37 protein-coding genes are annotated in these 22,264 nt (G+C 42.3%); 6 read left to right on the forward strand and 31 right to left on the reverse strand.

From position 1 onward, the window contains the following. Positions 1–14: 14 nt before the first annotated feature. From OCV54_RS00390 to OCV54_RS00525, 28 genes are all read right to left on the reverse strand, one after another. Complete coding sequence (locus OCV54_RS00390; RefSeq protein ID WP_055222284.1) at positions 15–1,268, reverse strand: PBSX family phage terminase large subunit; 1,254 nt, start codon at positions 1,266–1,268, stop codon at positions 15–17. Beyond that, positions 1,258–1,662: a hypothetical protein gene (locus OCV54_RS00395; protein ID WP_262563168.1), complete on the reverse strand. Its 405-nt coding sequence runs from the start codon at positions 1,660–1,662 to the stop codon at positions 1,258–1,260. The genes OCV54_RS00390 and OCV54_RS00395 overlap by 11 nt, the downstream gene beginning before the upstream one ends. A gap of 176 nt (positions 1,663–1,838) precedes the next feature. After that, entirely contained in the window at positions 1,839–2,234 is a 396-nt protein-coding gene (locus tag OCV54_RS00400; protein WP_055222286.1) for a hypothetical protein, read from the reverse strand. A gap of 21 nt (positions 2,235–2,255) precedes the next feature. After that, entirely contained in the window at positions 2,256–2,873 is a 618-nt protein-coding gene (locus OCV54_RS00405) for a hypothetical protein (RefSeq protein WP_055222287.1), read from the reverse strand. Between the two features lie 69 nt (positions 2,874–2,942). Beyond that, positions 2,943–3,188, reverse strand: coding sequence for a hypothetical protein (locus OCV54_RS00410; RefSeq protein WP_262563169.1), 246 nt, complete (start codon positions 3,186–3,188; stop codon positions 2,943–2,945). A 36-nt stretch (positions 3,189–3,224) separates the two neighbouring features. Next, positions 3,225–4,253, reverse strand: a complete 1,029-nt coding sequence (locus OCV54_RS00415) for a DUF4417 domain-containing protein (RefSeq protein WP_070099051.1) — start codon at positions 4,251–4,253, stop codon at positions 3,225–3,227. Between the two features lie 35 nt (positions 4,254–4,288). Beyond that, the gene (locus OCV54_RS00420) at positions 4,289–4,519 is read right to left on the reverse strand and encodes a hypothetical protein (RefSeq protein WP_055222289.1); all 231 of its coding nucleotides are present in this window, start codon (positions 4,517–4,519) and stop codon (positions 4,289–4,291) included. A 183-nt stretch (positions 4,520–4,702) separates the two neighbouring features. Further along, positions 4,703–5,149, reverse strand: coding sequence for a hypothetical protein (locus OCV54_RS00425; RefSeq protein WP_055222290.1), 447 nt, complete (start codon positions 5,147–5,149; stop codon positions 4,703–4,705). An 11-nt stretch (positions 5,150–5,160) separates the two neighbouring features. Continuing rightward, positions 5,161–5,547: a hypothetical protein gene (locus OCV54_RS00430; protein WP_055222291.1), complete on the reverse strand. Its 387-nt coding sequence runs from the start codon at positions 5,545–5,547 to the stop codon at positions 5,161–5,163. 4 nt (positions 5,548–5,551) lie between these two features. Beyond that, on the reverse strand, positions 5,552–5,815 hold the full coding sequence (locus OCV54_RS00435; protein WP_055222292.1) for a hypothetical protein: 264 nt from the start codon (positions 5,813–5,815) through the stop codon (positions 5,552–5,554). A 6-nt stretch (positions 5,816–5,821) separates the two neighbouring features. After that, the gene (locus OCV54_RS00440; RefSeq protein WP_055222293.1) at positions 5,822–6,301 is read right to left on the reverse strand and encodes a YopX family protein; all 480 of its coding nucleotides are present in this window, start codon (positions 6,299–6,301) and stop codon (positions 5,822–5,824) included. Further along, positions 6,291–6,635, reverse strand: coding sequence for a hypothetical protein (locus OCV54_RS00445; protein ID WP_055222294.1), 345 nt, complete (start codon positions 6,633–6,635; stop codon positions 6,291–6,293). Before OCV54_RS00445 ends, OCV54_RS00440 begins: the two co-directional genes overlap by 11 nt. A gap of 11 nt (positions 6,636–6,646) precedes the next feature. Beyond that, on the reverse strand, positions 6,647–6,799 hold the full coding sequence (locus OCV54_RS00450; RefSeq protein WP_156327881.1) for a hypothetical protein: 153 nt from the start codon (positions 6,797–6,799) through the stop codon (positions 6,647–6,649). Between the two features lie 2 nt (positions 6,800–6,801). Further along, positions 6,802–7,122, reverse strand: a complete 321-nt coding sequence (locus OCV54_RS00455; protein ID WP_055222295.1) for a hypothetical protein — start codon at positions 7,120–7,122, stop codon at positions 6,802–6,804. Next, a complete protein-coding gene (locus tag OCV54_RS00460) occupies positions 7,122–7,397 on the reverse strand; it encodes a hypothetical protein (RefSeq protein WP_055222296.1) in 276 nt (91 codons plus the stop codon). Before OCV54_RS00460 ends, OCV54_RS00455 begins: the two co-directional genes overlap by 1 nt. Next, the gene (locus tag OCV54_RS00465) at positions 7,388–7,627 is read right to left on the reverse strand and encodes a hypothetical protein (protein ID WP_055222297.1); all 240 of its coding nucleotides are present in this window, start codon (positions 7,625–7,627) and stop codon (positions 7,388–7,390) included. The genes OCV54_RS00460 and OCV54_RS00465 overlap by 10 nt, the downstream gene beginning before the upstream one ends. Before the next feature lie 13 nt (positions 7,628–7,640). Next, positions 7,641–8,387 (reverse strand): phage antirepressor KilAC domain-containing protein, encoded by a 747-nt coding sequence (locus OCV54_RS00470; RefSeq protein ID WP_055222298.1) that lies wholly within the window; start codon positions 8,385–8,387, stop codon positions 7,641–7,643. After that, positions 8,384–10,906 carry a DNA methyltransferase gene (locus tag OCV54_RS00475; protein WP_055222299.1) on the reverse strand — a complete coding sequence of 841 codons (2,523 nt, stop codon included), beginning with the start codon at positions 10,904–10,906 and terminating at the stop codon, positions 8,384–8,386. The genes OCV54_RS00470 and OCV54_RS00475 overlap by 4 nt, the downstream gene beginning before the upstream one ends. 60 nt (positions 10,907–10,966) lie before the next feature. Next, positions 10,967–11,788, reverse strand: a complete 822-nt coding sequence (locus OCV54_RS00480) for a DUF6291 domain-containing protein (protein ID WP_055222300.1) — start codon at positions 11,786–11,788, stop codon at positions 10,967–10,969. Between the two features lie 5 nt (positions 11,789–11,793). Beyond that, positions 11,794–12,192: a DUF1064 domain-containing protein gene (locus tag OCV54_RS00485; protein WP_055222301.1), complete on the reverse strand. Its 399-nt coding sequence runs from the start codon at positions 12,190–12,192 to the stop codon at positions 11,794–11,796. A 101-nt stretch (positions 12,193–12,293) separates the two neighbouring features. After that, on the reverse strand, positions 12,294–13,334 hold the full coding sequence (locus OCV54_RS00490) for a recombinase RecT (protein ID WP_070099053.1): 1,041 nt from the start codon (positions 13,332–13,334) through the stop codon (positions 12,294–12,296). 90 nt (positions 13,335–13,424) lie between these two features. After that, on the reverse strand, positions 13,425–13,745 hold the full coding sequence (locus OCV54_RS00495; protein WP_055222302.1) for a hypothetical protein: 321 nt from the start codon (positions 13,743–13,745) through the stop codon (positions 13,425–13,427). A gap of 11 nt (positions 13,746–13,756) precedes the next feature. After that, entirely contained in the window at positions 13,757–14,659 is a 903-nt protein-coding gene (locus OCV54_RS00500; RefSeq protein ID WP_055222303.1) for a DUF1351 domain-containing protein, read from the reverse strand. A 10-nt stretch (positions 14,660–14,669) separates the two neighbouring features. Further along, positions 14,670–14,837 (reverse strand): hypothetical protein, encoded by a 168-nt coding sequence (locus tag OCV54_RS00505; protein ID WP_156327882.1) that lies wholly within the window; start codon positions 14,835–14,837, stop codon positions 14,670–14,672. After that, positions 14,834–15,481 (reverse strand): YqaJ viral recombinase family protein, encoded by a 648-nt coding sequence (locus OCV54_RS00510; RefSeq protein ID WP_055222304.1) that lies wholly within the window; start codon positions 15,479–15,481, stop codon positions 14,834–14,836. Before OCV54_RS00510 ends, OCV54_RS00505 begins: the two co-directional genes overlap by 4 nt. Beyond that, the gene (locus tag OCV54_RS00515) at positions 15,474–15,722 is read right to left on the reverse strand and encodes a hypothetical protein (protein ID WP_055222305.1); all 249 of its coding nucleotides are present in this window, start codon (positions 15,720–15,722) and stop codon (positions 15,474–15,476) included. The genes OCV54_RS00510 and OCV54_RS00515 overlap by 8 nt, the downstream gene beginning before the upstream one ends. 89 nt (positions 15,723–15,811) lie before the next feature. Continuing rightward, the gene (locus OCV54_RS00520; protein WP_022215959.1) at positions 15,812–16,144 is read right to left on the reverse strand and encodes a hypothetical protein; all 333 of its coding nucleotides are present in this window, start codon (positions 16,142–16,144) and stop codon (positions 15,812–15,814) included. 5 nt (positions 16,145–16,149) lie between these two features. Then, the gene (locus tag OCV54_RS00525; protein ID WP_055222306.1) at positions 16,150–16,353 is read right to left on the reverse strand and encodes a helix-turn-helix domain-containing protein; all 204 of its coding nucleotides are present in this window, start codon (positions 16,351–16,353) and stop codon (positions 16,150–16,152) included. Positions 16,354–16,438: 85 nt separating this feature from the next. On the opposite strand from OCV54_RS00525, the gene OCV54_RS00530 reads away from it, so the two are divergent. Continuing rightward, positions 16,439–16,606: a hypothetical protein gene (locus tag OCV54_RS00530; RefSeq protein ID WP_172678726.1), complete on the forward strand. Its 168-nt coding sequence runs from the start codon at positions 16,439–16,441 to the stop codon at positions 16,604–16,606. 4 nt (positions 16,607–16,610) lie between these two features. Here the strand turns inward: OCV54_RS00530 and OCV54_RS00535 are convergent, their stop codons facing one another. The 3 genes from OCV54_RS00535 to OCV54_RS00545 form a co-directional block, all read right to left on the reverse strand. Continuing rightward, the gene (locus OCV54_RS00535) at positions 16,611–16,778 is read right to left on the reverse strand and encodes a hypothetical protein (protein WP_156327883.1); all 168 of its coding nucleotides are present in this window, start codon (positions 16,776–16,778) and stop codon (positions 16,611–16,613) included. Positions 16,779–17,016: 238 nt separating this feature from the next. After that, positions 17,017–17,223 (reverse strand): hypothetical protein, encoded by a 207-nt coding sequence (locus tag OCV54_RS00540; RefSeq protein ID WP_055222307.1) that lies wholly within the window; start codon positions 17,221–17,223, stop codon positions 17,017–17,019. A gap of 23 nt (positions 17,224–17,246) precedes the next feature. Then, positions 17,247–17,477 carry a helix-turn-helix transcriptional regulator gene (locus OCV54_RS00545; RefSeq protein WP_262563177.1) on the reverse strand — a complete coding sequence of 77 codons (231 nt, stop codon included), beginning with the start codon at positions 17,475–17,477 and terminating at the stop codon, positions 17,247–17,249. Positions 17,478–17,617: 140 nt separating this feature from the next. On the opposite strand from OCV54_RS00545, the gene OCV54_RS00550 reads away from it, so the two are divergent. The 5 genes from OCV54_RS00550 to OCV54_RS00570 all read left to right on the forward strand — a co-directional run bounded on the left by OCV54_RS00550 (position 17,618) and on the right by OCV54_RS00570 (position 21,742). Then, positions 17,618–18,001, forward strand: coding sequence for a helix-turn-helix domain-containing protein (locus tag OCV54_RS00550; RefSeq protein WP_055222308.1), 384 nt, complete (start codon positions 17,618–17,620; stop codon positions 17,999–18,001). Between the two features lie 70 nt (positions 18,002–18,071). Then, on the forward strand, positions 18,072–18,299 hold the full coding sequence (locus tag OCV54_RS00555; protein WP_055222309.1) for a hypothetical protein: 228 nt from the start codon (positions 18,072–18,074) through the stop codon (positions 18,297–18,299). A 23-nt stretch (positions 18,300–18,322) separates the two neighbouring features. Then, the gene (locus OCV54_RS00560) at positions 18,323–19,333 is read left to right on the forward strand and encodes a virulence RhuM family protein (RefSeq protein ID WP_055222310.1); all 1,011 of its coding nucleotides are present in this window, start codon (positions 18,323–18,325) and stop codon (positions 19,331–19,333) included. Positions 19,334–19,541: 208 nt separating this feature from the next. Continuing rightward, positions 19,542–20,681, forward strand: a complete 1,140-nt coding sequence (locus OCV54_RS00565; RefSeq protein ID WP_055222311.1) for a tyrosine-type recombinase/integrase — start codon at positions 19,542–19,544, stop codon at positions 20,679–20,681. Positions 20,682–20,914: 233 nt separating this feature from the next. After that, positions 20,915–21,742 (forward strand): hypothetical protein, encoded by an 828-nt coding sequence (locus OCV54_RS00570; protein ID WP_022215969.1) that lies wholly within the window; start codon positions 20,915–20,917, stop codon positions 21,740–21,742. Positions 21,743–22,264: the final 522 nt, after the last annotated feature.

Genomic DNA, 22,264 nt, shown 5'->3' on the forward strand with positions numbered 1-22,264 from the left:
TTTCTGCCATGTGTTTATAATCCCTTCGGTCTCTTCCTTGACTTAACACGGCTGTTTCTTCGTATATCCTCTATTGAGTACCTGAGAGCCGCCATGGCATCGTCAAAGAACGGCACAGGCTCATCGGTGTACTCGTTTGTCTTCTGGTCAAGCTGCCATTTCCACTGTCTGATCTCGTCATATGTGTTTGTGCAGCTATAATGTATATGTATCTTTGGTATCTGCTTCAGATAATCTATCTGTGCATGTACGCTTCCCGGCTCCTTTAGGACTCCTCTGGCTCTCTTATATCCGGCTTTCTGCCACATCTTGATTCTGTCTGGCTCTGCTGAATCACAGTACATATTTAGCTTTTTATCAAACTGCTTTTCAGCTGCCATCTGTATGATCTCGTTCGTGTCTTTCTCGTACACATAGAGTTCTTTGCAGATGTACAATTCACCATCCTTGAAAGCCACCTCAAGCAAAGCATTGGCATGATTGAATCCAAAATCCTGTGCATTCACTACATAATCGAAGTTGCTGTGATCTGTGTTAAAATCCTCAACAACATAGTTTGTAAGGATAAGGCCACCAACTTCGCCCCACTCCCCAAGTCCATAGACCCTATATCCCTCAGGATCCACCTTCTTACGTCTCTCCATTCTTGCCCTGTATGCCGCATCAATAAATCTGTTGTTGACATAGTTGCTTGAATGTGTCAGTACATTCTCGTCCTCAATATCAAAGAAGTTTTTCTTTATCCAGTGGGTAGCTGATACAGGGTTAAATGTCATCTTAATCTGATAGAACTGCCCTGGTGGCAGCTTACCTCTGAGACGGTCATCTATAATCTCAAAATCACTCTGCATAAGCTCCGTAGCCTCTTCTATCCATACATCCGTGAGCTTTCCACGCTTAAATGTGATAGATTTCAGCTTTTCACGCTGCTTATCATCATTTACCCCTCTGAATATGATCTGGTTACAATTTGCCTTGCATTCGATCATGAGCGGGTTCTGCTTGATGATCCAGTATTTCTCATATTTATCACCGAACATACGAAAAATAGCACCCTGCAATTCTGCAAAAGTGCTATCTCTGTTTGTTATATCTGATTTTCTTACACATAATAAATTCCTGCCTGGATCCTGAAGGAGCCTGAGTATATAGTTTGTGGCTGTGTCAACACTTTTCCCGGATCCAGCCGAGCCTTTCATAACTATATATCTTCTCTTGCTCCTGTTCACTTCCTTAAATGCAGGATTAAGCTCAACTTTAATGTTCATCGTCTGCCATATCCTCCACTTCTGAATTATCCAGAGGTGTTTCATCACCATACGACACATTTATATTCAATGTCATATCTTCGCCCTCGGTATTCAGATTGATAATATCCTCCGGTCTCTGCCCCACTGTATCCCTGATGAACTCAGCACTGGCAATTGAACCTTTGAGGGCTTTCTGAACTTGGGCTATGAGTATAGCGTCCTGGACTGTGATATTCTTGCCCTTTATATCTGCTATGTTCTTTATCTTGTCGATATTGACCACAGCGCCTTTATGCAGGCTCATGGACAGGATAGTCTCAAAGGTATCTTTCATCTGCTTCTTTGCAGCTCTTGTCTTACCTGATTTGACGCCGCCTTTCTTGCCTGCTTCCTGAAGCTCTTCTTTTGTCATGTCCTTAAAGCTCTTTCCCATCCGTTTCACCTGCCTTTCATATAATCTAAAAAAGTACAAAAAATGGAGCCTTGCTGTTATAGCAAAAGCTCCAAATATAGTAATAGTCAACCGGAATTGAACCGATGCCTCGTCAGTGGCTACTGCCATACATCAACACGTTCTGCCAGCCTAAACTATCTTCTATTACTATTATTATCATACCATGCTCTATTTACCATTTCAACCAACGCTTTTTCCTTGCTGGTCAATCGTGCTGCCCCCTTATCTGAATCATTCTCACTATGAAAATAACCATGATGTGTATGTGGCTTTAATCCCTTATGTGGATGATCTAAATGTATTGTTTTGGTGCGTTTTCCATCACTGTCAAAATAGGTGATATCTGTGGGGCCATCTTTTCCAACAATCGCATACACTCTTCCTTTTGTCATTGTCTCCATTAGTGGTTCTGATTGCCTATTGGTCTTTTTTATAAACTTCACATTTCCAACTGTGAGTAATGATTTGTATTGAGAACCATACTTTTTACCTTTACCACTTATTCCGCTACTCGCACCACGTCCGCCCATTATTTTACCTTTCTTATCTATTTACACCTTATTCTTCGCTGGCTTATATGAATATTCATATCCATACTTCTTTGCGTTTCTGCTGAGCCACTTACTGAGATCCGCATCATAGTTGTCACTACTTACCTTGACGCTATGAATGGCTTTGTTGAACTCCGTAGCCTTAAAATGTGGTTTCTTTTTAATCGTATACGTTCCCGCTCTTCTTTTGCTGTATAGCTTAGGATCTATACCTCTAGGCGGCAATGCGTTTCTGCTACTTGCTGTTACCGCCTTTTGTCCACTACCTGCCCATGTCTCAAGGTCTGCCCCACTAAAATTGCCCCATCCATTCGCTGGATGATTGTGTATAAAGTGCTTACCTTCGCTTTCAAATGCATCATAACTCACACTACCTCTGGAACCCTTATAATAATGTGTCACATATCCATTATCATCCACTTGGACTCCCCATTCTCGACCACTCTTGGTGTGCTTATCATTAAAATTCTTGATAACCCTGTCTATACTTCCTGTATTCTTTGAACCATTCATCCAGGCAGGAAACAACTTCTCAGATGGTTTGCCTCTTCCGTTCGAAAATGATAGCCCTCTATCTCCTTGCTTTGTCCTGAATGCGTTTGCTCCTCTGCCACCCAATTGCTTTACCTCCACGAAAAAAGGACACTTCACAATGAAGTGTCCTAACATACTATAACTATGTAATATCTATTCTTCCTCTATCGGGAACCACAAACTGCTGTCGTCATTCACGCACATACATAAAGGATTGTTAAATGCATCCTCCTCAGATTCCCAAAACTCTTTAAGTTTTTTATCTCCAAGCATTCCATTCTCATAGAGGTCATCTATATTCTTGAATGTTATCTCCTCATCCGTATCATAATTAACGATTGATGCCGGACTATAATATATAAAATAATCTCCAATCCTGAATGCCTGAGCTTTCTTCATATGGTGTAAAAATGTGTCCTTAAGCATATCTCCCACCTAACCTCTCTTAAATGCTTTATTGTCATAATATTTCACCTGAATACTGTCAGGGAATTTATAACCTATATCACCGCCATATACAAGCACTCTCTTTGGCCTGATGCGCTTGAGTGCTTCTGTCATTCCATTATACCACATCTGCTTATTTTCGTCATCCAGCTTGACTCCAATAGTTGACACTGAAACAGTTCCACCCTGCTGTATACCGTCAAAACAGAATGTATATGTTTCTTTCTCAGCCCATGAAAGAGTTGGTATAACAGTGATACCAACGTCCTGCATCATCTGACCGATGAGGCGGCTTCTGTACACGTTCCATATCTTCATAGGCATTGGCATGTCCATGTACAGGCTGAAGTCTGGAGTAAATACACAGTCAAACTCTCTCAGCTTGTCCATGTACTGTTGCGGGCTGTTCCAGATACGTTCAAACTGGTAGTCGTCAATATAAAAATGCACTCCACATTTACGCTTCTTGGTGGATAGAACATAATTGAATGATATCAGCTCATCTGGCTCTGCGTTCTGCGCCTCGATAATCGGCATCTGGTAAAATCCCTCTGCCCTTGCTCCGTCAAAATCATCAAGGTTGTATTCCTCGTATGTTCGCTCTCGTTCATCGCCGTAGTATCCGTCATCCTCATCATCCTCAAGCAGATCTGGAACATCAAAACCAAAGTCAGCCATGTCAAAATCCTCTATGGCTGTAAGCTCCTGGTTGAGTAAATCCAAGTCAAAACCACTGTTCATGGTCAACTTGTTGTGTGCCAGGATATATGCTTTCTTCTGCTGCTCTGTGAGCTCTGTAAGCCTTATACAAGGCAGTTCGGTATATCCAAGCTTCTTGGCTGCCAAGAGCCTACCATGTCCCTCTATCAGGACGTTGCCCTCGTCTATTGCAAGCGGATCATTGAAGCCAAACTCACTGATAGACTGCTTTATCTGCTCAACCTGTTCCTGTGGATGCTTCTTTGCATTCTTGGCATATGGTATTAACTTATCAATATCAACATACTCAATCTGCATATCTGCCTCTTCCTAGCTTCGGTATAGGTTCGAAGCTATACTTTCTTTCTCACTCTCTTCGGAATTACAATCATGTAAAACGGCTTACATACACTCTTTGCTCCTCTATCAAACCCTTTTATAGCTGGCTGAAGTTTATATATCTTAGTGCATTTAACCATCACCCTTAACATGGCTATTGGTAAAGCCAGCCTGCCAAGTATCGGATGTATGTATTCAAAACTATATTCAGGTCTCACAACCTCGAATCTTTTAATCTTACTCATATCTCACACCTCAAACAAAATAGCCCAGTGGGGAGAGATCAGCGTTCACTTTTCACAAGGGGAAGTTTACAACCACTGGGCATAAGAAAAGGGACACAACCGAAATGGCAAACAGTCATGTCCCTTATGAATCAATATTTCATGGTCTATCTTACAGCACAACCATGTGTTTGCACAATGCTTTTAGTGTGCTATAAATGTGTCAGATTTTAGATAATCGCCCCATGTTCGCTGGAACTCCTGCAGAGCCCAGCCATGAGCATGTCTTACCCAGTCGTATGAATATTCCATCTCCTCTGCAATATCCTTTAATGACTTATAGTTTATGTACTTCTGATACAATATCTCCGTATACTTCGTATTACGCAACTGACACATCTGGTGAACTGCTTTATTCCGGAAATCTTCAAATGTTTTTCTGCATTCATTCATCTCAGTTTCAAGGTCAACATATCTGCCAACTGTACGACTCATAGTATCTGCCACGGCACTGGACTGTACCCTTTCCTTTGAATAGTCAAATCCCCCCGGATTCATTGCAAGTTCTTTCATCTTGAAATATTCATTGCTTAACCTGTCCATGTAATCCTCAAGCATTTTGACCTGATTTAGATACTCTTTCGCTTTCACCGCCTCACCTCCTACTTGTTCTCCCGGATGGTGAAATCCAAGCCTGTTTCTTCCTTTAGTGTCTGTATCAGATCATCCCAGATAATTTCTTCATCACACAGCGCATCAGTCTTTAAATTAAATCTTTCGCAGAATCTCTCAAGCCTCTTCTGTCCAAAATCAAATTCATCTCGAAGTACCATGCAACTCATTATCAAAATACAATCTATTGTATTCAGTTTGATTTTATACACAGCTTCGTCAAGCTGCTTCTGGTTGACCTCAAGCGGAACAAACATGGCTCCTCTGACCTTGAGTTCTTTCTCTGCTGCTTCCATGCCCTGTGTCTTGATGACATTCATCAGCCATGCAGCCCCCGCCATTCTTGCTTCGTGTAGCTTTCTATCTGATTTTGCCATCCTCTCACTCCTTCCGGGTAAATCTTTTCATCAAGTGATTATATGGATCTGCCTGTGTCTTAAACCCTATCTGTCTTTCTTCAAGCGGATCATTGAGCTGTGCCCCATCAAGGAAATCTCGTAGTTCTTCTAGACAGTCTGGGCATAGATCCTTTGTCTCTACTGGATCATCGAACACATCAACCATCCTTGCCCTTATCGGGGCTCCGTGTTCAAACGGCAGGTCGTAGAACCCGCCACATCTATCGCATTTGCCTGCGTATGCCATTATGTATCACCTCTCCTTTATCAATTCTGGATTATCAAATATGTTGCCAATAACTTCAACTCGATTTCCGTTTTGAACATATTTCCATAAATCATCATTCAAAGACCCACTTCCACTCTTTCCCATTTCGATAGCAAAAGTTGTCCTAAAATCTTTATAAAATACTTTTCCAAGTCTTTTCTTTGTATCTTTGTTCGGGAATGGACAATCATCATTATCTCGTTGGAACAAAATAATGTCACCTTCCCATATCAGCTTGCCGTTCTTATCCCTTAAGCCGGTACATTGACAGATTGTATCTGGTCGCACTTCAAAAATTCCATTTTCCTCTGTAAAATCCTCAAAGCAATCATATTCTGCTTTATCTGGGCATAAAATGTATGGAATGCTTTGACCTAATCTAAAGAACACATTTGTAATTAGATTGCCAATTACCCATTCTCCGTTATCGGCTCTCTTTGCTTTGAATAAATATCTATCTTCCATCTGTTCCACCTTCCTTTACAATTTCGATTGCTTTCCCAATCCCATCTAATAGCCCTTTTTCGTAGTTGTTTTCGTACTGTATTTCTATTTTGCTACCCTCTGTTTCCAACTGCTCCACAACCTTGTCCACATCGTAGACTGTTGGATGCTCCTCAATAAGTTTTTTTGCCTCAATTCTCATTGATTTCTCTGACTTACGTTTCTCTGATGCCTGTTCTTCAAGTGCCTTTATCGCCATATCAAATGCCTTTCCGGTATCGTTCGTATAGGCATAATGTGAATATCTATAATCTGTTGTTGCCTTTAATTTAGCTATTGCTTCTCTCTCTTCCATATTCCACACTCCTATCTTCTCAACCTTGCCACGGCCGCATTCCACTCGTTTATGAATTTAAGCACCCAGGTAGCTGGGTATGTGCTTACAGCATACTGTTTTGAGATTGCAACTGCTCTTGCCCAGTTCGGATCCTGTTTGATCTCATTTGGAATCTGTGCCATCCTTACACCTCCACTTCATCATCTGCCGGAAACCGGAACACCTTCGGTGGTGTGAAACAGAATGCCTGCTGATAGCCACTACCCTGTAGGATTCCAGGGCCACCATTACACGATATGTAACTTCCATACACCTTCGTCATATCTTCCAGTACCTTTTCTGCCTTTTCCCTAGAACTATATTCAGCCATAATTACACATTCTCCTGAATCGTCATTCCAACTGTATATTATTCTTGTTCCTTCACTCGTATAATCCATAGTGATAGTTCCATTTTCATACTCAATATCTATATAGCCCCAGCCTTTCTGACTAATTAACCTCATCACTCCTCAACCTTCCTTTCCGCCTCAAGCCATCTGCGGGTACACTCACAACAATGCCCTGTGCATTTATTGCCATCAAACCCTATCTCATTCGGACACATGATTATCGGCGCAAGATCCGCATCACCAAGCGACCGGATGTAGTCGCCGTTGGTCATCGGCTCATAGTTATCCGTCGCATTCTTGGTACAGTGTGCGCATGGCTCCTGTGTCTCGTCCATGGCTCTGTATTTGCAGTTTTCGCAGCCTCCTGCTCTCTCTGGTACTATCTCCATCGTATATCTCCCTTCCTGATCATCTCTCTTATGTCTGTGTTGCTGAAGCTCTCATGGTAGCCCTTTTCGCTCTGCATCAGTACATGGTGCTCATATACCTTGATGATTGTCCAGCGCTTCCAAACTCTCACCGGGACATTCTCCTCTTTTCCGTTCTTCGTGAGTATTCTCACCACCTGCCCAGGTCGGCAGATGGTGTTAAATGCTGCATCTATCTCAAATTCTGTCATGTAGTCTCTCCTTTCAGATAGCAAGGAACTTATTCACAAAATACTGCTGTCCCTTGCCTGTAACCTTTGGTGTCCTAGTGATCCTGACTGAGCCGTCTGGATTGCTTATGGTGCTTTCCTTCACCTCAAACAGCTTCATCTCCATGCTCCTCTGAGTTGGCATATTCCGATCTGAGCCCTCACGCTTGATGAGGTAGCCGTTATCACGTAACCACTTAAACAAACGCTTCTGGCCGATGTTCACACCATTCTGGCTAATCAGTTTTGCAAGGTCTCCGATCAGTATTGATGTGTGGCTTGCTGCAACCGCATCAGCAAATATCGCCTTTGGCTTCATTGTCTCTATCTGCTTGTCCCTCTCAAGTATCTTGTTCTGGGCTACCTGTAAGGCTCTGGCCATGAGCTCATCATCTGACATGATTTCCTGTCCGGCTATATACCCGCCGTTCTTGCGGATGGATGGAAGCACCTCACTTGTCACCCAGTCTGTAAATCTCTCAGCCGCCTCTTTTCTGCTCTGGAAAATAACCTTGTACAAATTTGATTCATTGACAAATATTGCAGTCTGTTTTCTTCCTAAACTGTCGATGACCTCGCTAGTACCGACCCCATCTTTCCTTAATCTGCTTTTAACATCAGTTATATGTGTAATTCCAAGAGCTCTGCATACATCTGTTAAACAAAACATCGGTTCATCTTCCACAACCGCTGTTCTGATCTCTCCAAATTCTTTATTCTCAAATATCTTCAAATCGTTCATTCCATACCTCCATCTATAAAGTCAAACAACGTCGGTGAGTCAACCTCATTCTCCTCGGACTGCAGATAGCCAACACCATCTCTGAAGTAATCCGGATTGAGCTCACATCCCTTGCCAAATCTGTGCATCTTGACCGCCATCATTGGTACAGTCATAAGACCGCCGAACGGATCATATACCACATCGCCCGGATTGCTGTATCTGTTGATGATTCTCTCAACAATATCAAGCTGCAACGGGCACACGTGCATCGTTGCCCTTCGTCTGCTCTGTGTCGTGTTGAGCGTCCGCATCCTGTTGATGTCGTCCCATACCTCAAGCTGATTCCAGGATCCCGGCGCTACAACCATGAATGTAGCTGGAAGCCTGCCATCTGTATCCAGGTACTTTGCAAGTGCCACATGCTCCTCATAGTTGTATACGTGCTCTCTGCTGTACTGTCTGTACACTCTTTGTAAGTTATCCACAGATACACCCTCAAGCTCCTCTTTGCTTATCAGCCTGTCTCCTGAACTTCTCCAGTATCCGTGAGCATCTATCTGCCACTGTGCCCTTGTGTATTCGTCTTTGGACTTTGTGACAGGCTCATCAGCGTATGCCTTGCTGTGGTCCGTTGGCAGCTTGCGGAACAACAAAATGTATTCCGGACATCCCACGCCCATCTTGGTGCCGTCCTTGCACTGCTCAGTCCATCCAAGGCGATACGTCTGGTTATTTTCTCGTACAACATCCGTCACAACAGTGATCATGCCGAAATACATAAAACCATAACGCATATAGTGTTCTATACAGTCAGCGTGGAATGGCTCAACAGTCGGCATGCCTGTGCCTGTTGCATTTCCAAACAGCACTCTATCCTTAACGTGGATGGCCGCCACTCTTCCCGGCTTCAGCACCCTCAGAAGCTCCGGCGTCAGGTAGTCCATCTGTTCAAAGAACCGCTCTGTATCCTGATTGTGTCCGAAGTCGTTATAATTTGCGCTGTACTCGTAGTGATTGCCGAACGGTATCGACGTATGTATCAAATCAACGCTGTTGCTCTCCATTGCCCTTGTCTCTTCCACACAGTCGCCATACACAGCCTCATAATGCTTGCCTCTTACCGTTCTCTCTTCTCTTGTACCTTCCACACCCATCTTCCTTTCCAATCTCTCCGTCTTGTTTGCCGAATCAAGGCCATATTTCTTCACGATCTCGATCATCTTCTTGACCATGTGATTATGATTCTTCCATTTCTCGATCAGTGCGTCCTTGATCTCCCGCTCATTCTCCATGTAGATGATGTCTATTACTACTGTGTCCTGCTGCAGGAACCTGTAACACCTGTGCACCGCCTGTATGAAGTCATTGAACTCATAGTCAATGCCAACAAATATCTCCCGGTGGCAGAATCGCTGGAAGTTACAGCCTGAACCACTGATTGACTTTTTGGTGGCAAATAGCCTTGTCTTGCCATTGCTGAAGTCTATGACTCTCTGCTCCCTAAGGTCATAGTCCATGGATCCGTATATGTCCACTGTCTCCGGCAGGGCTTTCTTGATAGCGTGCCTTTCTGCTTCCTGGTCATGCCACAGAATGAAATGATCCTCCGGAGAGCTATCAACTATCTCCTTCATCTTCTCGACTCTGGCATCTATGCTCTCACGCTTGATCTTTGCGGCTTCTTTAAGTCCTGTACTAGCCTGAGTGAAAAGCTCCATCTGGCCGTCCCTGTCAACTGAATCTCCGTAGTGTATTGGTATCTCGTGCCACCTCACATCCAGTGGAGGGAGCACATAGCCGTCATCGGAATAATCTGGATTGAGATCCGATGGCTTTGTGATGAACAATGCCCAACTGGAAACCCACAGCCAGAACTCATCTTCCATGTTTGGGTACAGTGTCAGGTTATTTGCCTTTGTTGAATCCCTCTGGAAAAATCTTGTAAGTGCCTGTCCTGTGTCCATTACCTCAAGATATCCAGCATAGTGTATAAGCTCCTTGTACTTGTTCGGTGATGGTGTAGCGGTCGCTACGAGCTTGTAAGGTACATTTTTGAACTTGTCAAGGAACGTCTGGTATGTCTTAGATCCAAATGATCTAAGCACGGATGCTTCATCAAGTGAGGTTGCCGCAAAATACGATGGATCTATATCTCCGTCTCTCACTCTCTCATAGTTCGTCAGAACGATCTGACTTGTGCTTGTCTCAACCTCTTCCATGGTTCGGCAATATTCAGGTTTCTCATAGCCCAGGAGCTCTACAGCATCCCTTGTGAACTCCTGCTTAACTCCAAGCGGTAATACAATCAACGCTCTACCGCCGGTATGTTCTGCTGCAAGGTGGCAAAACTCTATTTCCTGTGCAGTCTTGCCAAGCCCAAACGACTCAAACAAGGCTCTACGTCCACCCTTCAGCGCCCATGCCACCGCATCACTCTGATGTGGCTTTAGGGCTTTATTTATGCGGCTCTTATCGACCTCAAAGCCGCTGTCAGTAGCAAGCTCTATCTTGCTCTCTAAAAACTCTCTGTATGTCATTCACTTCTCAGGAACCCGCTATAGCATTACCCCGGCCGGAGGTTCGGCTCCTTTCGTGTGTTATTTATTCAGCTCATCAGCCAGCATCTTCTCAAGCTGTCCAAGCTGCTCAGAATGATCTGTCTGTTTGAAGTTTGCAAATCCATTTGGATTCACGTTCCGTGGCTGCCCTCGGCTCTTACCGTCATCCTTAAGCGCATATAGGCCTGTCCATCCCTGCATTATCGACTGATTGAGAATCTGTACCTGTTCATGCTTATCGTGAGATAACGACTCCAGCTTGTTCATCATCAGCGTTATAGCCCTGTCACTCATAGGCTTCTTGATACCTTTCCGGAACTTTATGAACTCTACAATGGCATCATTAAGCTCTGGATCATCGCTATACTTGACCGGTTCAGACTTCTTGCGTGGCTTACCCACCTCCGCATGTGCGCACGCACGTGCCTTAGTAGGAGTATGTATATACTCCTCATTATCACTATCATTATCATATTCATTATCATTATCGGCTTTTTGGGGTTCGGTTGGGTTTTCCTCGGTTTCAGAAATAACCGTTCGGTTTTCAATAAAACCATTCGGTTTATTTGGGTTTTCCTCGGTTTTGGAAATTTCCGTTTCCTTTGTAGGTCTGCCGCCCTTTTTGCCGTTGGACCTGTTGCGCTCACACCGCTCCTCATACTTGGAGTTGTCCTTGTCCATCCGTTTCTTGATGAACGAGAAGCACATGGCAAGCGCACTACCTTTTGGAAGATCTGGAACTTCGCCTGTCTCCTGGTAGTCCATCAGAGCAAACATCAACTCACCAACCTGCTCCGGCGGCAGCATCGACAAATGCTCTCTGTATTCGGTATAAAAGACAAAGCTCCCTTTATTTCCCATGTGGCTCACACCTCCTTGATTCTGATTCCATATATGTGGAGCATCAACTTGCGCTTTATAATGTATTCCTTTGTTCTCATGCCCTTCGCATCTTCAACAACCATGCAGTTGTTTTCTAAGTCCCAATAAACAAAATCAGCCACATATGAGCACTTACACTCCAGGAGCTTTCCCGGTTTGAATCTGCCCTTGTTGGGTCCTTTTTCATATATCTCATTCGTGTGTTCTCTCTGAGCTGGTATCAGTTCAAATTCTCGTTGAAGCTGCAAGCCTGTTATCTTGCCCGCTTTCTCAAGGATCTTTAACTCTGTGTATCTGTGTGCTTCTCTTTCGCTGTCAAATGTGATGCCGTCTATTACAGCTTTCCTGTTGCCGTACTTGGCTCTTGACCTGTTCCGAGCCATCGATGCTCCTTTCCCCCTGTCACCCTCAAATAAAAGCAACAGGGATATATGCTAAGACATTACGCTGCGTGTTGTGATGTATTATGTAATGTCAATGTAACCTACTTGAAACTTCCAAACAGTGCCGCCTCGGCAGCGTTCATCTCTGGCTGTGGATTTTCTGCCGGTGCTGGCTGTGGATCCTGAACACTGTTCTGTGTATTCTGAGTATCCTGTGGCTCTGCCTGTGGAGCCTGTGCTTCTGGTTCATTCATCTCTGTTGCTGTGGCTTCCACATACTCATCATTGTCATTCTCAACGTATGTAGGATGTCCCTCAGCGTCCAAGGTTGCCATGTCACCCTCAAATGCTTTCTGGAGATCTATGCTCATTACTCCCCACTTACTGATTAGCTGACGGAGCATTGTCTTGTAAGCCATTCCATCAAAATTCTTGTACCAGAATGATGAATACATCCATGAATCTCTCGGATCATAATTGCCAGCCTCATAGTCAGCATATGATACTCTCTGCTTCTCTCCGTACTTTGTCTTGACCTTTCCAGCGTCCTTGTAGAATGCCGGTGCATACTTGTCCGCATGAGCAAGCATCTGAGCCTTACTCCAATACATTGTCTTTCTGAATCCGTTCACAAGCTCAAACATTGCATAGTAGCCGATGGTCTCAGCCTCTTCACGCTTGTCCCAGTCATCAACCATGAGATTGACCTTGATATCCTCGTTGAGTGGGTCGAAGTATTCCAACTCCCCTTCCTTGATTGCGACAACATTCAGTCTCTTATACTGACCGGAACGGATCGCAAGCTGAATATATCCCTTATATCCCATCTGGAACTGAGCTTCCTTGACGCCAGTCTTTGTATTGTTGAATGGGACCATGTAATAATGTCCGAGCTGTGGAGATGGCGAAAGCTGTAAGCTCTCACCAAGAAGTGCAGCTGAAAGAATCGACTGATTCGTGCACTCCTGAAGTGTAGGGTTGGTGTTATATGCTGATACGATAGCAGATATGAACCTCTGTCCATTCTTGCCACCAACCACCTTGTTGATCTGATTCTTGATTGCATCTTTTGTAAGATACTCTGTAATTCCCAGATTCTGCTGTGCTTTACTTTTTGCTACTAAACTGTTATTTACTGCCATTATTTCTTCTTACCTCCTATGAAAACTAAAACGATTATTGTTATGCATATAATTAACGTGATCTGCACTGATGCTGCCATGTGTTACCTCCTAATGCATAATCATATCTTCTAACATCTTGCGCAGTACCTCTTTCAGAGCCTGTGGCATTTCCCTTATGTTGTCCTTGTTTATATTGGCTTTTGGCAATATCTTAAATAAGACATCATCTATGAGGTCACTCATAATCTCGTTAATGTCTCCCTCAGCTTTGGACGCTTCCATGGCTCTACTTATCAACTCTTCTGTAGCAACCTCTCCATATCTTTTAGCAAGTGACTCCCTTAAACTCTTCATTGCAAGTGCTAACTCCATTACTAGCACCGGAGTATTCCCTCTCATTGATACTGATCCCATTTCTGACTTAATCATCTTGTTACCTCCTACTTAATCGCTCTAAATGTTATATTTCTGCTCTGGAAGAACTCTCTCAGAGCCGTTGCATCTTCTGTTGTAAGTTCTACCTCAAACTTGACTACCATCTTCTGTGGTTCCGGCTGTGACTCCTGTACTGGTGTCGGCTGTACCTCCTCTGGTGGTGTCATAGCCTTTGCCATTGCGGCTCTCTGCTCCTCGGCAACCTTTTCCTGTGCCTTGCGCTCTTCCTCAGCCTTTCGTCTTGCCTCTTCTGCTGCTTTTCGTGACTCTTCCTCAGCCTTTCTCCTTGCCTCAGCTTCTGCCTTTGCCTTGGCAATCTCTGACATTCTCTTAGCCTCAGAAATGGCCTTGTTAATGTCTAATGTCTCCTTAAATACCTCTGTAGCCTCAAAGCCAAACTCCGGGAGCTGACTGAGTGTAAGCACTCCATTGCCGATCTCATACATTCTTGACTTCATTTGATCTTCTATACTCTTCATCGATACCGATGCATTCAACCACTTAGGATCCCAGATCTTTTCCAACGTGACAAAGTTCTGGAAACCTATCTGAGAGAACAGATCTTCAATGGCTTTCTGCTTTTCAGCTTTGCGTTTCTCATCGTATGCCTTGACCTGTTCATCTATCACCGCTATAGGCTTGTCTATAATGCCTATGATCTCGTTGATCTGAGCCTTAAACACATTAAACGGCTGCATGTATTCTTTCTCTCTTCTGATGCGCTCATCATTGAGGGCTCTCTTCAGCTTGTTCAGATTGGCCTTGTCTGCCTTTGCATCCTTGATCTGGTCATCTGTGTAGACAAGCGTCTCATAAAATGAGACCTTAGATGTAAGCTCAGCCTTGAGCTCCTCATAGTTAAAATCAATCTTCTCTGGTATCGCTACCTCATTAACTCTTAATTCCATTTTTAACCTCCTAATTCAGCACCAGCTCCATCTGGTGACTCTCCTTGTTCTCTCGCACCATTGCCATAATGCGTGCTGTCTGTCGCTGTCTCTCTTCCTCGCAGTCACAGTGTTCGCCCGGGTCCAGGCAAGCACCGCACTGTGGACATTCGTTGTAATACATGCCATTTCCTTTCATATCTCCGGGAGTATCAGCGGCGGCTCTTTCTTTGCCTGTACGCTCTCCCAGAACTCTCTCTCAGCATCAATAAGATACTGGATGTCATTCTCTACCTCCGACCGCTCTATCGGATAGTGTTTGGTCTGCAAATATACCTCTCCATCAATTTCAAACTTGAGCTGTGCCTTGAGTACCGCATATTCAAACTCTGTCACCATCAAGTAATGAAGCACCTGTATGTAATAGTTATCTGGCACTCTGTTATCCCATTTTTTCTTCTGACTTGACTGCAGGATCTCTGTGGTCTTGATCTCAAGCACACCATTGCGTCCATCCCGGTCCATAAGCCATCCGTCAAGGCTTGCATGCGCCCATGGGTACTTATCATTCGTGAACATGTTGTTTTCCACATATCCAACTTGATACTGTGGATAATCCAACTTGAATAACTCCCTCAGATGCTTTTCTGCCTCTGTTCCATACTTGACATAAGGCTTATCTGATATGTCCTCCGGCTCTATGCCGTATGCTTTCTCTTTAAACAGTTCCACGTTTGTCTTGTATGGGCTCATCCCAAAGATGGCCGAGGCATCAGAACCGCCTATCTTGGTTCTTGCCTTAAGCCATTCTTCGTGGCTTCCAAGTATCTGCATCTCAACCATTCAGCCTATCCTCCATGGCTTCCCTTGCATCGTCTATGCCCTTCATGGCAAGGACTATGTAGTACAAACCGATCTCTATCGCCATAGTACCGATTATGTACAAGATGAGCATTCCTGTTGATATGGTCATAAACCACCTAAAGTCTGTCGCCATTTTATATATGAGTCTTACAAGTACCGCAGCCATGGCAACTAGGCATGATGCACTTATAACCTTTGTGTCCATGTTTCTCCTCTTCATTTGCTTTCTTCTCCCTTTTCTGCTATGATTTTCTTGAGTATTTTTCTATGCACCGGCGGAACTGCTATTCCAAAGGTGCTTTTTTATTGTCAGGGATCTAATTCATCCCAGTTTATGACGGCTTCTTTTGCTACCTTATTTATGTCGAACGGCGGCACTCGTCTGCCAGCGTCAAGCTGTTTCTTGTACTTCAGATAATCCACCAAGGCAAGCACATTGACCCTTGTTACTCCGGCACCATCCAGTATGGTGTATGGTCCATATCTGCCAGACTGGACATATCTGTCAAGATCTGCTATACGTCTGGTTGCTGTAGATAATGACATCTCAAATATCTTCATCATTTTCGCCTTGCTTATGTACGGCAACCGGCCAATCTCCCTGACACCTATTACCTGTATGTCTTTGACCGCTCTGCTCATCACTCTCACTCTCCTTTCTCTATGACCAGCCTCAGCCCAACCGCTTTTAGTAAGCTGTCAGCATTGGTCAATGTCATTCCTCTCTTATCTGATTCCCACATGTACAAGCTCCTGTCGGTAAATCCTGCCTTTTCAGCCAATTTACGCTTTGACATGCCCTGTCTGATTCTTTCTCTCTCAACGGCCTGTAATATTTCACTTTTGTCCACTTGACTACCTCCTTGTATTTAGATACGATATATATACTGGTATGAACATATGTTTATAACCAAATACATAGAAAGGAGCACAACTATGGAAACTTTCAAGACATTTCCTGCTACTAAGGCTGATGCACTGACACTGCTTTACCTTCAGAATCAGGACTTATCAGACAAGACCATTGAAGAGATCGTAGCTTTGTATGACAACATATCTAAAAGAGCTATTAAAGCTTGTAATGTAAACGTAAAGCTTAGATAATCTCTTACTTAGTCTTTTTTGACTTACCAAGCCGGGCTCTTGTTTTCATCATGGAGTCAAGAGTCCGTGCCATGGAATCCTTGTAGTCACACATATAGTTATCGTCTCTAACCTTCTTGCACAGGTACTTTATTGTCTTGTCCACTTCTTTCTTAAGTTTCTTTGTCTTCATCGTTCCCATCTCCTTTCCTTCTTGATTTCCAAATGTCGAAAATCAACCTTCCGACAAATGTCCCAATGGCTATGCCAATGATCGTGGTCAACATCTTTTCTTTACCTCTCATCTGTATTCTTTCTGAATTATGAGTGTGTCGATAGGCTTATACTCCAGCAGTTTTCTGATTGTCTGGAGCTCTTTTCTTATCTGTACAAGCTCTGTGTATATCTTCTTGAGCATTTCTTCCCTCCTTTCATGAAAACCATCCATACCATACAAGAAATGCCGTAAACGAACCGCAAACAATGATGTTGTAAATCAAAAGCGCAGCAGTTGTTTCTTTTTCCTTTGTGGCAATCCATGTGGCTATGGAACATATGAGACCTATCGCCCAGATAATCACTATTCCTGCGATTATCTGCTTGGGGTCTCTAAGCCCCTCTACAAATTGAATCTGCATTATTCTCCTTTCTCTTATCCATTTTAATTGGATTTAGATGGTAAAAAAATATAGTCTAACGGCATATCATACAGTCTTGACAATTCCTTAGCCTGTGAGATTTTAGGTTCTGATGTACCTTTTTCCCAACTAACAATAGTCTGCTTACCTACTGCCATATGTTTTGCTACTTCTTCCTGTGTCATTCCTGCATTTACTCTTGCTGCCGCTAAACTAATCTGGATCTTTTTCTGTGTTTTCAATTTTGCTCTCACTTCCTTTCTGTATCATGTTCACATTGTATATCCATTTTAATTGGATGTCAATACTAAAATTCATTTTAATTGAACTTTTTGTTGTCAATTATTCAATATTGTTGTATTATATTAATAAGTTTTAAAAGGGGGTGCACCTTATGTCAGACGAGAAACAAAAAGAAGTGTTTGCAAGAAATTTAAATAAATATTTAGAAAGAAGTGGAAAAACCCAAAAAGAGGTTGCTCAGGCAATTGGAGTTATTCCTACTACATTTAATACTTGGTGCTTGGCACAAGCTCTGCCTAGAATGGGCAAGGTTCAACTTCTTGCTGACTATTTTGGTATAAACAAATCAGATCTTATCGAGGATAACTCGGATACTGAGTATTATTTAGACGCTGAGACCGCAAAAAAAGCACAAGAGATCTTTGAGAACAAGCAGCTCTCTCTTCTCTTCGATGCCGCAAGGGATGCCAAACCCGAAGATTTAGAGATAGTACAGAGTATGCTCTTGGCTCTCAAAAATAAAGATAATAAATAATGCTGTGCAAAAAACATCCCACTGTTTTTGATATATATTGCGTAAATAATCAAATAAGGAGGGGATAGCAATGACGGATGATATATATGTTCAGTATCTTGATATGAAAGCAACTAAAGTAAAAGAAACTGTGACGTGTAATGAAGATGGTTCATATACTGTGTTTCTTAATACACGCTTCACAACAGAACAATTGAATGAGGCATATATCCATGCTTGCAGACATATAGATCGGGATGACTTTCACAAGGAGTCTGCAGATTCTATTGAGGCTTATGCACATGGGTTGCAAAAATAATTAACAAATGAAGGGATATACTTATGCAAGAATTTCAATTTCTCTTATATAAAACAGAACAAGAGGATGTATCTGTTAATGCTTTGATAAAGGACGATACCATATGGCTCACACAAAAAGGTATGGCTGAGTTATTTGGTGTCCAGATTCCAGCCATCAATAAGCATTTGTCTCACATATTTGCCGATGGCGAATTAAACAAGGAAGTGGTTATTTCCAAAATGGAAACAACCACTCCACATGGAGCATTAGACGGCAAAACCCAATCAAAAGAGACTATGTTTTACAATCTGGATGCCATAATATCGGTAGGATATAGAATCAACTCCATACGAGCTACACACTTTAGAATATGGGCAACCAACATTTTAAAAGAATATATAACAAAGGGCTTTGTATTGGATGATGAACGTCTTAAACAGGGCAAAACCGCATTTGGCAAAGATTACTTTAGAGAACTTCTTGAAAGAGTTCGTTCGATCAGAGCCAGCGAACGCAGAATATGGCAACAGATTACAGATATATTCGCAGAGTGCAGTATAGATTATGATAAAAATTCACAGATCACTCATGACTTTTACGCAATGGTACAAAATAAATTTCATTATGCAATCACTGGACAAACTGCTGCTGAAAAAGTATATACCTCTGCCGATCACACAAAAGAGCACATGGGACTTGTTACATGGAAAAACGCCCCAGATGGCAGAGTTTTAAAATCCGATGTCTCTATAGCAAAGAACTATCTTGACGAAAAGCAAATTCGTCAGCTTGAACGTACTGTTACCGGATATTTTGATTATATTGAAGACCTTATAGAACGTGAGAACACATTTACCATGGAAGAGTTTGCCAATAGTGTAAATGAGTTTCTTACATTCAGAAGATATAATATTCTGCCTGACAAGGGATATATATCCTCAAAGGCTGCAAAAGCTAAAGCAGAGAAAGAATATTCGTTGTTCAACAAAAACCAAAAAATAGAGTCAGACTTTGATAAAGCTGTTAAGAAGATGATTGATAAAAATAAATAAAAGTCCAGAGCGTTGTCACTTCCCTCATAGCGGGAGGACGTTGCTAAGGACTTGTTATTAAATCCCCCAGGTGGTGGAACACCTGAGGGAAGTTACCCACAAACCGAAGGCTTATGAATAACGCTCTGATCAAGCTACATTATATCATAAGCCTTCTCATTTTAGTAGGCTTATTTTTTATGCCTATTTTTAGATAGGAGTTGATATTATGTGGTCAGAAATACAAAAAAATGGAACCGTAAAGTATTGTGAGAGGTACACAGATCCGCTCACAGAGAAGGTGAAGAAGGTCACCGTGACGATGCCTAAGGCATCACCTCAGAACAGAAACAAGGCGGCAAGGATCCTTGCCGGGAAGATTGAGAAAGCCGAGACTTCCTCTCCTGTCCGATCTGATACAACGCTAGGGGAGCTGGCTGATGCTTATATAGCATCATTACGGCAGTGCAAGAGGAAAGAAAGTACAATTGTAACTGAGAAATCATATATATATCGTTGTGTAAGCACAATTGGTAATGATGTACTCGTTGACAAACTTTCTCCCCGCTATATATATGATCAACTTCTTGCTACCGGTAAAAAAATCAGCACAATAAACAGCTATATAAAATATCTGAAATTCGCTCTAAAATGGGGGGTGAAAAACGACTATCACTCAAATCATGATATACTATTAAAACTCGACTATATCAGTGAAGAGAGCTCCGACGGAATACCAGAGGTATATGACATCAGCAATGAATATCTGGAACATGATGAAATAACAAAATTACTTAATTACTTTATAGACAATAATCACTGGCAGGACTACTACATATCCTATTTTCTGATTCTTACAGGCATGAGGATTGGGGAGCTTGTGGCACTTGAAGATTCAGATGTGGATATTACATCTAAAACTATTCGTGTTACCAAGACTTACTACCCTGCAACCAAATACGCAACGTCAGCCAAAACAAGTGATTCAATCAGAAATCTTCATATACAGCCTGAGCTTCTCTTACTTATAAAAAAACTCAGACTTTGGCGAAAAGAAACAATGTTTGAAAATGGAATTAAAAGCACACTTTTTATGCCGCACTTGAAGACAGGCGGCTATTTATCCTATGGAACCTATAACCTACACTTGAAAACAGCCGCCTCTGAAGTTCTTGGCAGAGAGATAACTCCGCACAAGCTGCGGCACACACACGCTTCCATTCTGGCAGAAACTATGTCAGCAGAACAGATATCACGTCGTCTAGGCCACCATGACGACAAAATAACAAAAGCTATTTACATTCATATCACTAAAAAAATGAAGCAAAAAGACAATGCGGCTGTCGACACAATATCAATTATCAACTAAAAAAAATGACCACTCAGTTTTCACACTGAATGGTCATCTTTTATTTTTTTGCCCCTAAATTGCCCCTAAAGGCTCTCTCACAATTGTCGTACACAGCATAAACCCTTGATTCTTCTAGCTATTCATACATTATAAAATTATACATATTGTACAATTTTGTATCCATAAATATCCTACCACTTATCGCGTTAAAGTGCTACATTTTTATCCATACAAAAACAAAGGAGATCATTATGACAGACTTAAACAATGCCGAAACACAAACCGATGCCCCCTGTTCCGCCATCAATTATTGTAACCTCAACGGATACGAACTCACCGCAGAAGAGAAGATAATCTTTCTTAGTTCCTATGTATCCCGCATTGACAACGAGACAGTGTATCAGCCCGCAACCAGGGAATTTGTCCAGAATTTCAATGTAGATGCAGCCATCAGCATAATAAACAATTATGCCACAGCAGACTCATTTTTCAGAAGAATGACAGGTTCATTTCCGTATATCAAAAACTCGCAGCGTTTTTCATCCCCGGATATATATTTTCTTCTATTGGAGTTAAAACTGTACATCAACGAGAGACGGCGCGTAATAGCAAAAAATAATTCAGCGGACACGCTCTCTATCATTGAACAATACAAAAACCGTTACTCGTTCAACCAGTCAGCCACCCAGAAAATGGAAGCCCTGCACAGCATAAAAGGTTTCGCACATCCATCTTTCTTTGTGCCGGAAACCGTACTGTACATAAACGAAAACTCTATCCTGTACGTACACTCAGCTTTGCGCTATATCGATATGCTTCTCGAATACATGCAGCGGAATGACAATTCTATAGATTATGAAATTTATTCTTTTTTTCAGAACTTCAAATCCATGTTATTCAACAACGAGCACGACACAACGCCAACATATATAATCGAACAGTCAAGAGATTATATCTATAGCATTCTCGGAAATAGCAAAAGAAAATCTAAGATGACTGACATATGCAAATACGCAGCCTTCGTGGAAAGTCTCACAGAACTCGGTAACGCCATAAGCGCATCCAATATGAAACTCTAAATCCCCCTGTTTTTCAGAACATAAAAACAGCCCGTCGCTTATGCGACAGGCTGTTAAGAAGGGGGGAGTGGAGGATTCCTATGTTTTGGGGTTTGGGGTTATGGGGTTACATTACATCGTATAAAGGGATTTCTACGAATTTCGTGCTAAGGGAACCCTCCGTCTATCAAAATATAAGTGATTGTCTTTTTTATAACCAGAAGGCTTGTTGATCACAACTCATCTCCTTGTTATGCCCATATACTATCAAAACACTTTGAAATTGTAAATACGCAAAAATTTATAAAACGAAGGCTTTTTTTTGTGGTAATTTATCAACAGTTGCGCATTTCAATAGTTTTTAGAAGATTTTTGAATGCAAAATGATTGTTTTTTTCACGTTTGAACGGTTTATTGTTCATTATGATCACTTTTCGCAACAATAAATTTCAGATTATCGTGCAAAGCTGTCAAATTCGTTTGACTGTTGGCGAAGATCGGAGTGTTGTAATATAATAGTAAGAAGTCAATCATCTCGGAGGA

The sequence above is a fragment of the Coprococcus aceti genome, from assembly GCF_025567285.1.
In the GTDB taxonomy this organism is placed as follows: Bacteria; Bacillota; Clostridia; order Lachnospirales; family Lachnospiraceae; genus Coprococcus; species Coprococcus aceti.